General features: G+C 33.5%; 14 protein-coding genes. 8 read left to right on the forward strand and 6 right to left on the reverse strand.

What is annotated here, in order from left to right; genetic code table 11:
- Positions 1-60: 60 nt before the first annotated feature.
- From mreC to rodA, 4 genes are read left to right on the forward strand one after another with little or no spacing between them, the layout of a single operon-like run.
- On the forward strand, positions 61-891 hold the full coding sequence (gene mreC / locus ACWA1F_RS01040) for a rod shape-determining protein MreC (protein ID WP_125723314.1): 831 nt from the start codon (positions 61-63) through the stop codon (positions 889-891).
- Positions 884-1,390 carry a rod shape-determining protein MreD gene (locus tag ACWA1F_RS01045; RefSeq protein ID WP_125723313.1) on the forward strand — a complete coding sequence of 169 codons (507 nt, stop codon included), beginning with the start codon at positions 884-886 and terminating at the stop codon, positions 1,388-1,390. Before mreC ends, ACWA1F_RS01045 begins: the two co-directional genes overlap by 8 nt.
- Positions 1,387-3,357, forward strand: coding sequence for a penicillin-binding protein 2 (gene mrdA / locus ACWA1F_RS01050; RefSeq protein WP_456890899.1), 1,971 nt, complete (start codon positions 1,387-1,389; stop codon positions 3,355-3,357). Before ACWA1F_RS01045 ends, mrdA begins: the two co-directional genes overlap by 4 nt.
- An 18-nt stretch (positions 3,358-3,375) precedes the next feature.
- Entirely contained in the window at positions 3,376-4,611 is a 1,236-nt protein-coding gene (rodA, locus tag ACWA1F_RS01055; RefSeq protein ID WP_456890900.1) for a rod shape-determining protein RodA, read from the forward strand.
- 205 nt (positions 4,612-4,816) lie between these two features.
- On the opposite strand, the gene ACWA1F_RS01060 is transcribed toward rodA, so the two are convergent.
- The 6 genes from ACWA1F_RS01060 to xrtF all read right to left on the reverse strand — a co-directional run bounded on the left by ACWA1F_RS01060 (position 4,817) and on the right by xrtF (position 9,550).
- Positions 4,817-5,497, reverse strand: a complete 681-nt coding sequence (locus tag ACWA1F_RS01060) for a DedA family protein (RefSeq protein ID WP_306155778.1) — start codon at positions 5,495-5,497, stop codon at positions 4,817-4,819.
- A 133-nt stretch (positions 5,498-5,630) separates the two neighbouring features.
- Positions 5,631-5,972, reverse strand: coding sequence for a heavy-metal-associated domain-containing protein (locus tag ACWA1F_RS01065; RefSeq protein ID WP_456890902.1), 342 nt, complete (start codon positions 5,970-5,972; stop codon positions 5,631-5,633).
- A 34-nt stretch (positions 5,973-6,006) separates the two neighbouring features.
- A complete protein-coding gene (locus ACWA1F_RS01070) occupies positions 6,007-8,013 on the reverse strand; it encodes a TonB-dependent receptor plug domain-containing protein (protein WP_456890903.1) in 2,007 nt (668 codons plus the stop codon).
- 119 nt (positions 8,014-8,132) lie between these two features.
- On the reverse strand, positions 8,133-8,531 hold the full coding sequence (locus tag ACWA1F_RS01075) for an HYC_CC_PP family protein (protein ID WP_456890905.1): 399 nt from the start codon (positions 8,529-8,531) through the stop codon (positions 8,133-8,135).
- A gap of 46 nt (positions 8,532-8,577) precedes the next feature.
- The gene (locus ACWA1F_RS01080) at positions 8,578-9,024 is read right to left on the reverse strand and encodes an exosortase F system-associated membrane protein (protein ID WP_456890907.1); all 447 of its coding nucleotides are present in this window, start codon (positions 9,022-9,024) and stop codon (positions 8,578-8,580) included.
- Positions 9,014-9,550 carry an exosortase family protein XrtF gene (gene xrtF / locus ACWA1F_RS01085; protein ID WP_456890908.1) on the reverse strand — a complete coding sequence of 179 codons (537 nt, stop codon included), beginning with the start codon at positions 9,548-9,550 and terminating at the stop codon, positions 9,014-9,016. The genes ACWA1F_RS01080 and xrtF overlap by 11 nt, the downstream gene beginning before the upstream one ends.
- 70 nt (positions 9,551-9,620) lie before the next feature.
- Here xrtF and ACWA1F_RS01090 point away from each other — a divergent pair, with 70 nt between their 5' ends.
- From ACWA1F_RS01090 to ACWA1F_RS01105, 4 genes are all read left to right on the forward strand, one after another.
- Positions 9,621-10,076, forward strand: coding sequence for a GAF domain-containing protein (locus tag ACWA1F_RS01090; RefSeq protein ID WP_456890909.1), 456 nt, complete (start codon positions 9,621-9,623; stop codon positions 10,074-10,076).
- 33 nt (positions 10,077-10,109) lie between these two features.
- Positions 10,110-10,799 carry a toxin-antitoxin system YwqK family antitoxin gene (locus ACWA1F_RS01095; RefSeq protein WP_456890911.1) on the forward strand — a complete coding sequence of 230 codons (690 nt, stop codon included), beginning with the start codon at positions 10,110-10,112 and terminating at the stop codon, positions 10,797-10,799.
- Positions 10,800-10,930: 131 nt separating this feature from the next.
- Positions 10,931-11,197 carry a 30S ribosomal protein S15 gene (gene rpsO, locus ACWA1F_RS01100; RefSeq protein ID WP_111288334.1) on the forward strand — a complete coding sequence of 89 codons (267 nt, stop codon included), beginning with the start codon at positions 10,931-10,933 and terminating at the stop codon, positions 11,195-11,197.
- Positions 11,198-11,377: 180 nt separating this feature from the next.
- Positions 11,378-13,513 carry a polyribonucleotide nucleotidyltransferase gene (locus ACWA1F_RS01105; protein WP_306155770.1) on the forward strand — a complete coding sequence of 712 codons (2,136 nt, stop codon included), beginning with the start codon at positions 11,378-11,380 and terminating at the stop codon, positions 13,511-13,513.
- Positions 13,514-13,636: the final 123 nt, after the last annotated feature.

Here is a 13,636-nt window from a genome sequence, read left to right on the forward strand (position 1 = left end):
TGACCCTTGTAAAAACTGAAACCTTTAAGCATATCCTGAAACAAAATAACCAGACAAGAAATGCAGCAAATATTTAATTTCATTATAAGAAACAGTAATCGATTGCTGTTTTTGCTGCTTTTAGGTATATCGTTAGGACTCACAATTCAATCACATTCCTTTCACAGAAGCAGAGTAATCAGTTCGGCAAATTTTTTAAGCGGAGGTGTTTACGAAAGAATCAATCGTGTTAATGAATACTTGAATTTAAGAGCAGAAAACGACGAACTTGTACTTGAGAACGCAAGATTAAAAAGTCTTTTATTCAATAAAGAAGACACTACAAAACCGCCTACTCCTGACAGTATTAAAGGTGTAAAACCTTCAGATATTATTGTATCTAAAGTTATTCATAATTCATACAGTACACACGAGAACTATATCACTTTGAACTCTGGAAGCAAAGACGGAGTAAAACAAGACATGGGAGTTATAAATAGTTTAGGAATTGTTGGTGTTATCGACAATACTTCGCCAAACTACTCCACTGTGGTTAGTATTTTGAATATGAAATCGCACATCAATGCGAAAATCAAAAAATCAAATCATTTCGGTTCATTAACATGGAACGGAAAAAGTACTGGATATGTACAGCTGGAAGATGTTCCTAGATTGGCTTCTATCAGAAAAGGCGATACGATTGTTACTGGTGGACAATCTGTAATTTTCCCTGAAGGAATTAATATCGGAACGGTTGATATTGTGTACAAAAAAGAAGGTACAAGTTTTTATGTTATAAAAGTGAAATTGTTTAACGACATGACCAATTTGGGACACGTTTATATCATTAAAAGTAAAGGAAGAGAAGAGCTTATTAATTTAGAAAACAAAAGCAAAGAGAAAGATGAATAGCGCTTTGTTGGTAAATATTTTTCGATTTATTATGTTACTGGCAATTCAGGTTGTTATTTTCAACAACATGAATTTCTTAGGATACATAAGTCCTTTTCCGTATATCTTGTATATCATTTTATACCCTGTAAACAGTAATAAAGCAGGATTAATAATTTCTAGTTTCTTCTTAGGATTAATAATGGATATGTTTTGTAATTCTGGCGGTATACATGCTACTGCCTGCGTTATTTTAGCTTATTACCGACCTTATATATTTAAATTTTCTTTTGGTTTGAGTTATGAATACCAAACTATTAAACTAAACGAATCTTTAACACCAGAACGATTTTCATTTATACTGGTCTCGGTCTTAATGCATCATATTGTATTATTTGTCTTAGAAGCATTCCAATTCAAATTTATCTGGGACATTTTGCTCCGAACCTTATTTAGCTCTATCTTTACGATAATCACCTCTATTATAATAATTTATCTTATTAAGCCCAATAAACGATGAGAAAAGTCTTGCTGCCCACTATAATTATTATTGCAGCATCTTTGCTAGTGATCAGAATCTTTTACCTGCAGATTATTGATGATTCTTTTAAATTAAAATCTGAAAATAATGCGATAAAAAAGGTCTATGACTACCCAGAAAGAGGCTACATCTATGATCGTAACGGAAAACTTCTTGTTGCGAATCAGGCTTCTTATGACATCATGGTTATTCCTAGAGAAGTAAAAAAAGACCTTAATATTGCTGAATTTTGTTCGCTTTTGAATATTACATCAGAAGATTACCACAAACGTATCGAAAAAGCAAAAGTTTATAGTCCTAGACTTCCTTCTGTATTTTTGTCTCAATTGAACAAGAATGAATTTGCTGCTTTTCAAGAGAAAATCAGAAAATATGATGGATTCTATTTCCAAAAAAGATCTCTTCGTGATTACGAAGTAGATTATGGCGCCAATATTTTTGGTTCTATTACACAAGTAAACGAAAGCCAAATTGCAAAAAATCCATACTATAATAGTGGAGATTTAATTGGAAGACAAGGTGTAGAAGAAAGTTATGAAGAAATTCTACGCGGTATTAAAGGCGTAAAATACATTCAAAAAGACAAATACAATCGAGAAATAGGCTCATACAAAAGCGGAAAGTATGACACAATCGCTGTTGCTGGAGAAGACATTAACTTAACTATCGATGCCGAACTTCAGAAATATGGGGAAGAATTAATGATTAACAAGCGAGGCGGAATCGTTGCTATTGAACCTAAAACAGGTGAAATTCTTTCATTAATTACCGCTCCTTCTTATGATCCCGGAATTTTAGTAGGACGCCAAAGATCTAAAAATTACACGCTTTTATACAACGATTCTATTGCAAAACCATTATACGACAGAGGACTTTTAGCAGAGTATCCTCCTGGTTCTCCATTTAAAATCTTAACAGGTTTGGTTGCACTTCAAGAAGGCGTGATAGACGAAGAAAAATTTAGTGTTTCCTGCCATCACGGTTTTAGCTACGCGCGTGGCCGTTTTATGAGATGTCACTGTAGCGGTGGACAATTGCAATTGCATAGAGGAATTTATCAATCTTGTAATACTTATTTTGCAACCGCTTATATGAGAACGATAAACAAATACACTAAGCCAGGCGCTGCTGTAGACATTTGGAGCAATCACGTAAAAAGTTTTGGGTTAGGTCAGTTTATGGGTTACGATTTGCCAACAGGTAAACGAGGAAATATACCAACTTCTAAAACCTATAAAAGAATTTACCCTAATGGTGGCTGGAGAAGTACTGCAATTGTATCTAATGCCATTGGACAGGGAGAAGTTTTGATGACGCCAATTCAACTTGCTAATATGATGGCAACAATAGCTAATCAAGGTTATTATTATACGCCTCATATTATTAAAAAAATTGAAGGCGAAAAGATTGATCCTAAGTTTACAACAAAACACGTTACCACAATTGACCAGAAATATTTCACTCCTATCATAAGCGGTCTATTTGATGTTTATAATCGAGGTACTGCTTACTCGCTTAGAGTAGAAGGAATTGATATTTGCGGTAAAACGGGAACAGCAGAGAACTTTGCTAAAATTAACGGTAAAAGAACGCAGCTTAAAGACCACTCTATATTTGTAGCATTTGCTCCAAAAGACAATCCGAAAATCGCCATTGCTGTGATGATCGAAAATGGAGGTTTTGGTGCAACTGTAGCTGGACCGATAGCAAGTTTGATGATTGAAAAATATTTGAGAAAAAAAATCACTAGAACGGATTTAGAAATTAGAGTTTTAAATAAAAGTTTGGCAGCAGAATACGCAAAAGTGGCGCCACCAAACCCAGCAAGTATTATAGAATCTGTACCTAAAGATTCTGTTTTGAGAGCCAAAATCATTGTCCCGAAACCAGTTGTTCCGAAACCAGAAGCCAAAAAAACAGCAGTAGACACAACTAAGAAAAACTAAGAAAGAAGATTATTTCAAATGAAAAATCAAAGTGTAAAAAATAATATTGATTGGATAAGTGTCTTTATCTACATTGCGTTGGTAACTTTAGGTTGGCTGAATATCTATTCGTCTTCTTTATTGTCTACAGATGGCACTTATCAAAAACAGCTTATCTTTATTTGCTGTACAATTCCTTTGATTTTTGTCGTTTTATTTGTTGATGGTAAATTTTATGAAAAATATGCCAGTATAATATTTGGTGTCTCTTTATTGTCTCTTGCAGGATTATTCCTCTTCGGAAAAACAATTGCTGGACAGCGATGCTGGTATGCCATAGGAAGTTTTACATTGCAGCCTTCTGAGTTTGCAAAAGCGGCTACTTCTTTGGCTTTAGCCAAATATTTAAGTGATACGCAAATTAACCTAAAAGAAACCAACAGGCAGATTCAGGCTTTAGCCATTATGCTCTTGCCAGTATTATTGATTTTACCACAACCAGACCCTGGAAGTGCTTTAATTTATAGTGCATTCATTCTTGTTCTGTATAGAGAAGGCTTGCCTTCTTGGTATGTTTGGACCGCCTTTATAACTATTGTTCTCTTTGTTCTTACTTTGGTTTTAGAACCATACGCTGTTATTATAATGGCTTTTATGGTCTTAGCAATCATACATTTTAAAGGCAGAGCAGTCGATCGAAATATCATTTTGAGCGGTATCTTATTAGTTTTAATCTCTGGATTTGTGTTTTCTGTAGATTATGTATTTGACAACGTTTTTAAACAGCACCACAGAGACCGTTTCAATATTTTACTAGGTAAAACTGTAGACATGAAAGGTATTGGATACAATACGAATCAGTCTGAAATTGCAATTGGATCTGGTGGATGGATCGGAAAAGGTTTTCTAGAAGGAACACAAACCAAAGGAGGGTTCGTACCTGAGCAGCACACCGATTATATCTTTACAACCGTTGGTGAAGAATGGGGATTTGCTGGTTCTTTTGTCGTTATTTTACTTTTCGTTAGCTTATTGCTTAGAGTAATTTATTTGGCAGAAAGACAGAAGACAAAGTTTAGCCGGGTTTACGGCTATTGTGTCGCTGCAATTCTCTTTATACACTTCTTTGTAAACATTGCGATGGTAATTGGTATTTTCCCAACAATCGGGGTTCCTCTGCCCTTCTTTTCATACGGAGGTTCTGGACTTTGGGGATTCACTATTTTGCTGTTTATTTTCCTTAAAATGGATGCTAATAAAGTGAATGAATGGTAGGTTTCTGAGCTACTAAGCTGCTGAGGGACTAAGATTAAGGTTCTGAGGTTATTCCTAGAGCTTCTTTCGTAAAGCTTTGAAGCTGTAAAAGTCAAAAGATATTTACTTAGACAACTCGTCATTTATATTTTAATATCGATATTATACATAAAAAATCCGAAGCTTTCACTTCGGATTTTGTTTTTATATGAATTGAATTTCTTTTTTAGATATTCTCGCTTGGTCTCTTTTTTAATAATTTCATTAAAACTGGGAAAGTAGAGATGATAATGATAATGATAATAATGTATTCGATATGTTTCTTTAAATCTATTCCTTGTTTTAAGAAGACACCGTATAAATAATGTCCTGCAAAAATCAATATAAATGACCAAAGGAAAGAACTTAAGACATTATAAAACATAAACTTCTTTTTGTCCATCGAAACGATTCCGGCAACAATTGGAGCAAACGTTCTGAAAATTGGCAAGAAGCGCGCGTAAATAATTGCTTTTCCACCGTACTTTTCAAAAAAGTCTTTTGATTGAAGCAGATATTTTTTCTTAAACCAGAATGAATCTTCTTTTTTAAATAAATAGTAACCGCTTTTTGCACCAAACCAATAACCTGTCATATTTCCTAAAACTCCCATAATAGCAACTGCTGTAGCAAGCAGAAATACATTTAAAAAATCATTTGGGATATAGGCAACATTCTCAATCAAATCACGGCTGTAGATACCTGCTAAGAAAAGCAAACTATCTCCAGGCAGAAAAAAACCTGCAAAAAGTCCTGTTTCAGCAAAAACTATAAACAGAACAATAAACAACCCAATCTGAAAACCTCCGACACTTAAAGTAATATAAAATTCAGGGTTTAATAACTGGGTCCATTCAAAATTATTCATAAAACGAGATTGGTTATCTTTATAGTTCGTGAAAGTAACAATAATTTACTTTAACCACAATAAAATGCGGTATTTTAAACATAAATTAACTATTAAAAAAAGCCCAAACTATTTGTCTGGGCTTCACTTTACACTATTCTCTTACATACTTGCAACAGTTATGCAAGTTGTCATAATCTTCAGTAGTTGCTTTAACTTCCTTAGTATCATGACCTGCCTTAGCAATTGCTTTGTTTAAATCTGATGGAGAACATTTCTCTTCATTTAAAATAACTGAAAGCTGATGCGAACTAACATCCCAGCTTGCCGATTTTACACCTGGAACACCGTAAGCGGCTTTTTCAATTCTTTTTTTGCACTGTTCGCAGTTTCCGTTTACTTCAGTTGCGTATTTTAAATTCTTATTTTTTTTGGTTTGAGCCTGAGCTGAAAAACCTAAAAACATCATTATGGCGATTAAAACTATTTTATTCATTTTGTCTATTATTTATCGTTATTGAAATTATTCTTTATTTAATTTTAAATCGTAATCCTGCATAATACATTTGCCCAAAAATTGGAGCGTATGCTATTGATGCATCAAAATTAGGTCCAAAGGGATCATTTGCCCCTAAAATTGCTTTTTTTTGCTTGTAATTTCCAATATTTTCTCCTCCTATATATACTTCAAAAACAGAAGAAAAAACACGTGTTACTTGCGCATTCATTACCGCATAAGCTGGAGAAAAATCTGGAAATTGATCTTCTGCTGGGTTCGATGCCGTATAAGGCAATTGCTGTTTTCCTGACCAGTTATAGGTAAAATCAAACTTCCATTGCTTATCATCATTCATAGTTGTTTCGTATTCTAAATTCCCTAAGAAACGATGTTTGGCTTGTAGCGGACGCTGGAATGTTCCTCTTAAATAATCTGTCTGAATGTCGTAATATTTATAAGCCGTTCTCAAGTTTAAATTATGAATCAACTCATAATTAAATTCAACTTGAAGACTGTTAGCAAAAGAACTTCCTTTCAAATCATAAAATAAAACTTGCTGTGGACTTTGCATTACGTCTACAACTGCTTGATTTTGGAAATCGGTTCTGTAGAAGTCAAAACCTGCATCGGCATTTTTGCCAAATATTTTGAATTTCTGCGAAAAACTCACTCCATAATTCCAAGCAATTTCTGGGTTTAAACCGTATACTTTTCCATTAGAATCTAAAATTGAAAAAGTTCTTGAACTGGCAAAAAGCTGTTGGTTTTCTGCAAAAATGTTAGCTGAACGTTTTCCTCTTCCTGCAGAAAAACGAATTACTCCATTTTTCCAAGGATTATATCTCATGTGCAATCTTGGTGTCACAAAAAATCCTAATCGGTTGTGATTGTCAACTCTTCCTCCTAAAATTAAACTGAAATTATCTGTATTGTCATACGTATATTCAAAAAAGGCACCGACCGAATTATCGATTCTGCTTACATCTGTCAAGTTTACAAACTCTTGATATTGATCGTAAGAAAAATTCAAGCCAGTTGTAAACTTATTCATCGTATTGTTTATAATCGAATTGAAAATCAAATTCGAATAAAAGCTGTTTTGCTTGATATCGTATTGATTTAAACCAAAATAAGAATCTTGTTTATGACTATTAAAAGCATTTTGAAATCCGATACTTTGGTATGGCATATCCTTAAACACATAACCGATTTTTGTTGAAACATCAAAACGTTCTGTATTAATTTCAGATCCCCAATAGTTTGTAGTTCCGCGATCACGATCTTTATCAAAATCTACTTCTCCAGTTTGCTTTTTATCATTCATATATCTGAAATTGATAAAACTAACCAAACCACTTTCTGGATTATAATATTGGTAGCGATTTAAAACATTGATTTGTTTTCCTAAAGGATTATCTAGAAAACCATCATTGTTCATGTCATTTTTTGCTACACGTGTATTTCCGTGAACAAATAAACTTGTTGCCCATTTATCTGAAAGTTTTTTATTAAAATGCGTATTCAATTCAAAACGAGAATCGGTCGAACCGTAAGCATTTAAAAAGAAAGGAATATCGCTTAATGGTTTTAAAAGTTCTGTGTTAATTTGACCTGAGATACTTTCGTAACCATTTATAACACTCCCCGCTCCTTTGGTAATCTGAACACTTTCGATCCAAGTTCCAGGAGTAAATGACAATCCGTAGGCTTGAGAAGCACCTCGAACAGAAGGGATATTTTCTTCTGTAATCATTAAATACGGACTCGTAAGCCCAAGCATTTTGATTTGTTTGGTTCCTGTTAAAGCATCAGAAAAATTAACATCGATTGACGGATTGGTTTCAAAACTTTCAGCAAGATTACAACATGCTGCCTTAAGCAGTTCTTTACTCGTAATCACAGAAGTATTGGCTGTTAACGTATAGGATTTTTTAATTCCTTTTTGCTTTTTTGTAATTTTTACTTCTTCCAGATCTTCTTGTGAAAATACCGATACAGAAAGCATAAATGCTACAAAAAGCATTATATTTTTTTGCATAAAAAAATGATTTTAATGTTGAAATAGAATTACATTTTTGCATTCTGCGAAAAGCAAAAAGCAATAAAATGTAAACGCAAAGCCTTAATCAAGACTTGCAGTGCATCTTAACATTAAAATCAGGAATAGAAAATATACTGATGGTATAATTTAAATAAGGGGGGTGCATTCGCATCAGCATAATACGAAAGAACTTCTTTCTTTTTGAAACTTGGAAGTTCTAAAAAAACAAGAGCCTTATAGTCTTGTGTAACTGCTGGGAAGGCAAATTGAAAAAAGAAGAATTTGATTGTTGCGTTATCTGATTTTTTTTCGAAATGAACAACTTTGTCTTTGCAACAAGAATTCTTTTTCTCTTTAGAACCGCAACATTTCTTTTCAACTACGGGTTCTGCTGTAGTTTTTAAAGAAACCGAAGCAATGTGTCCTCCACAATAGTGCACATCAAAAGCAAACCCAATATTGGAAACCAATAAAAGGAACGCTAAAAATAGGCCTGTACACTTTTTCAAATTCATAGTGCAAAGCTATTCAAAAACTGTCGATAAAAAACTAAAACAAATGTTATTTTTTAGCTTTTTGTAGCTGATAATAAAACCCAGGAATAAATAATAACACTAAAATAGGCTGAATTATAAATCTCCTTACATAAAAAAGAAGCCAGCCAGCATCTGGAAAAAATTGGAGTATTATAAAAAATGAAGTTAAAAGAACAACCAAAAAGAAAGCATATACAAACAAGCTGAATTTAAAAATATCGCGATTCTGAAACAAAGCATAAATCAGTAAAAGAGACAATGCCGAGTTTAAAAAATAACGCAGAAAAAGTCCCCAGAAAAGTTTTAAAGTATCTACTTCAGGATAAGGAATTGAATGAAAGTCGGCCTTAAAATATACCAGAAAAGGATCATAAAACAATTTATTTTCAAATGTTCTAATCAAAGCAAGACCTATTACCACAATAATTACGGTAAAAATTTTAAACTGATTCTCTTTTAATTTATTTAGCATATTTTGAAAATCTATTAATCCAGAAAATCCATAAAACAAAAACATATCCGTAAATCATTAAAGGAAAGAAAGTTCCGTGCAAAAATCGCGTATATTGCGGAAAGTTATACACAAGTACAATCAGAAGAGAAATTCTTATGACATTTAATATATAAATAGATATAAGACCTAAAAACATAAACAATAGAGTCTTTTTTAAATTTCCCGAAAAAGCAGCTACAAACGACACAAAGAGTATCATCACACTTACAGCATTACATCCTTCGGTAATGCGAGCGATATATCTACCATTTAAAATAATATCCTGCCACGGATTTTGTGAGTTTTTCTGAATTATGACATCATAATTAAACAGTTTTAGCAATTGCTCTGAATTTCTGCCAGAAAGCATCGTTACTCCGTCAAGATCTTCGACTTGATAGCTGTTTAAATAAAACTTATAAAGCAGTGTAAGCACAATATAAGTGAGGAAAAAGATGCTTACAAAAATCAAGAATGGCTTAAACTGGATTAAATATTTTTTCAAGAGATTTTTTTTTCAAATTTATGTATTTTTTAAGTTTAGCTTTAAATACTTTTGTATAAATTTTTACATTATGACATTTCAAGAATTACAACCAAAAATAAGCGCAATTATCGCTGGAAATGAAGCAACTAGAGACGAAAAATTATTGGCAGTCTGCCAGCTTTTAAATGAAAACGTAGAGTATTACAACTGGGTTGGTTTTTATTTTGCTAATCACGACACTAAAACTTTACATTTAGGACCTTACGTTGGCGCAGAAACAGATCATACCGTTATTCCGTTTGGAAAAGGAATCTGTGGACAGGTCGCAGAAAGCAATGCTAATTTTGTTGTGCCAGACGTTAAAGCTCAAGACAATTATATTGCCTGCAGTTTAACTGTGAAATCAGAAATTGTAGTGCCTCTTTTTGTAAATGGAGTAAATATTGGACAGATAGATATTGACAGCCACGTTATTGACCCTTTTACAGAAGCTGATGAAAGATTTTTAGAATTTGTAAATCAAGAAGTTGCTAAATTATTCTAGAAGAACTATTTTTAAGGTAAAAAATAGAACTGAATGAAAAGAATCCTTCCTTTTTTGTTTCTGATACTTTCAGTTAGTCTTTCTGCTCAAATTAATATGGTTTCTAAAAAAATCTTTTTAGACTCCTTAAATCGTGAATGCAAACCTGAAAATCAAATTTACACCAGAGTAATTACAAACTATTCGCAAGTAAGCGCACGCTATGTTGTGACTGACTTTTACAAGAACGGAAGAAAGAAAATGACAGGTTGCACTTTGGATCGCGATATTTTGAAAAAAGACGGCGAGTTTATTTACTTTTTTAAAAACGGATCAAAAGAAGCTGTTATCAATTTCAAAGATGATCATAAAGAAGGAAAAGAAATCAATTGGTATGAAAACCAAATTAAAAAGTCTGAAAAACAGAATATTTGGAATCCGAAAACCAAAACATCTCAAACATTGCTTTTAAATTTTTGGAATGAAAATAAAGAGCAGATTGTTACCGATGGAAATGGAGAATATGAAGGAACCGAAGGATTTACAACACAAAAAGGAACTATCAAAGATGGGCTGAAACAAGGCATCTGGCAAGGAACGGATACTTTGAACAAAGTTACTTTTATTGAAAAATACGAAAAGGGCGTTCTAATTTCTGGAACAAAGACAGATGAAAATAATATAAGTTATTCTTATCCATCAAAAGGAAAAGAAGTTGCTAAAAAATCGGCTTCAAATCATTAAAAAAGAATTTCTTAACTCCTTATTTTTAGATTCTTTTATTTTTTTTTGATTTTTCTGTTTTTTTAATCTAATTTTGCACCCGTCTTACAAAAGTTGTATGACATACATAAAAATCATTAAATAATATTGGAATGTATTTAAGCAAAGAAAAGAAAGAAGAGATTTTCGCACAACACGGTGGTGCAACAAACACTGGAAGCGCAGAAGGTCAAATTGCATTGTTCACTTACAGAATTTCTCACTTAACTGAACACTTGAAAAAAAATCGTCACGATTACAACACTGAGCGTTCTCTTGTACTATTAGTTGGTAAAAGAAGAGCTTTGTTGGACTACTTGAAAAAGAAAGATATCAACAGATATCGTGAGATTATCAAAGTATTGAATATCAGAAAATAATCAATATAGAAAAGAGGTGCGAGAGTGCCTCTTTTTGTTTTTACATTACAGCTGTTTATTACAAGCATATTACAAGAAAAAAAGTTTGGTTTTTCATTGGGTTTTAGATAACAACAACTACACACAACAACAACTACAACACAACTAAAACCCATTGTATAATCAATAAGGAAAAAATTTATGATTCCACAATTATTTGTAGAAAAAATCGATTTAGGTGATGGCAGAAGCATCACAATCGAGACAGGGCGTTTAGCTAAACAAGCAGATGGTTCTGTAGTAGTAAGAATGGGCGACACGATGATACTTGCAACAGCAGTTTCAGCTCGCACATCAAACCCAGGCGTTGACTTTTTACCATTAACGGTAGATTATCGCGAAAAATTTGCAGCAGCTGGTCGTTTCCCAGGAGGTTTCTTTAAGAGAGAAGCTCGCCCTAGCGACAGCGAGGTATTAACAATGAGATTAGTAGACCGTGTTTTACGTCCGCTTTTCCCAGATGACTATCATGCAGAAACACAAGTTATGATTCAGTTAATGTCTCATGACGAAGAAGTTATGCCAGATGCATTAGCTGGTTTAGCAGCATCTGCAGCATTAGCAGTTTCAGACATTCCATTTTACAACTTAATTTCTGAAGTACGTGTTGCACGTATCGACGGAAAATTAGTAATCAACCCAAGCAGAGAAGAATTAGAAAAATCTGATATCGATATGATGATTGGAGCTTCTATGGATTCTGTAGCAATGGTTGAAGGTGAGATGAAAGAAATTTCAGAAGCTGAAATGATTGAAGCAATTAAATTTGCTCACGAAGCGATCAAAGTTCAAATTGAAGCACAATACCGCTTACAAGCTGCTTTTGGTAAAAAAGAAATTCGTACTTACGAAGGTGAGAAAGAAAATGAAGAAATTTACAAAAAAGTAAAAGAAGCGGCTTACGATAAAATTTATGCTATTGCAAAAGTTGGATCTGCTAAACACGAAAGAGGCGCTGCATTTGCTGAAGTAAAAGAAGAAGTAAAAGCTTTATTTACAGAAGAAGAATTGGCTGCTGATGGTGATTTAGTTTCTAAATATTTCTACAAAACAAACAAAGAAGCTGTTCGTAATGTAGTTTTAGAATTAGGCGTGCGTCTTGATGGTAGAAAAACTACAGAAATCAGACCTATCTGGTGTGAGACTGATTATTTACCAAGAGTACACGGATCTTCTTTATTTACACGTGGAGAAACTCAAGCTTTGGCTACTGTAACTTTAGGAACTTCTAAAGAAGCAAACCAAATCGATTCTCCATCTGAACAAGGTGAAGAGAAATTCTACTTACACTATAACTTTCCTCCTTTCTCTACTGGTGAAGCAAAACCATTAAGAGGAACTTCAAGAAGAGAAGTTGGTCACGGTAACTTAGCTCAAAGAGCTTTAAAAAATATGATTCCTGCAGATTGTCCTTACACAATCCGTGTTGTTTCTGAGGTATTAGAATCTAACGGTTCTTCTTCTATGGCAACAGTTTGTGCTGGAACTATGGCTCTTATGGATGCTGGAGTTCAAATGACAAAACCAGTTTCTGGTATTGCTATGGGATTAATTACTGACGGTGAGAAATTTGCTGTATTGTCTGATATCTTAGGAGACGAAGATCACTTAGGAGATATGGACTTTAAAGTAACTGGAACTGCTGATGGTATTACGGCTTGCCAAATGGATATCAAAATCGAAGGATTACGTTATGATATTATGGAACAAGCTTTAGCTCAAGCTCGTGACGGACGTTTGCATATTTTAGGTAAATTAACTGAAACTATCGCAACTCCTAGAGCAGACGTTAAAGCTCATGCGCCTAAAATCATTACTAGAACTATTCCTGGAAACTTTATTGGAGCATTAATCGGACCTGGAGGAAAAGTAATTCAAGAATTACAAAAAGCTACTGGAACTACTATTGTGATCAACGAAGTTGACGAGCAAGGTGTTATCGAAATTTTAGGTACAGATCCTGCTGGAATTGAAGCGGTATTAGCAAAAATTGCTTCTATTACTTTCAAACCACAAATGGGAGAAGCTTACGAAGTGAAAGTTATTAAAATGCTTGATTTTGGAGCTGTTGTAGAATATACTGCTGCACCAGGAAACGAAGTATTGCTTCACGTATCTGAATTGGCTTGGGAACGTACAGAAAATGTTGCTGACGTAGTTAAAATGGGAGATGTTTTCCAAGTGAAATATCTAGGAGTTGACCCTAAAACTAAAAAAGAAAAAGTGTCTAAAAAAGCACTTGTTCCAAGACCTCCACGTGAGGATAAAAAAGAGTAATCAGATCTTAGTTTACTAAAGGTTTATTCATAGAAAACCCCAATTCTTAACCGAATTGGGGTTTTTCAGTTTAAATCTTTTTTTTAATAACGAAGCCAGTTTTCATTTTCGAATAAAAAACCT

The sequence above is a fragment of the Flavobacterium erigeronis genome, from assembly GCF_054075165.1.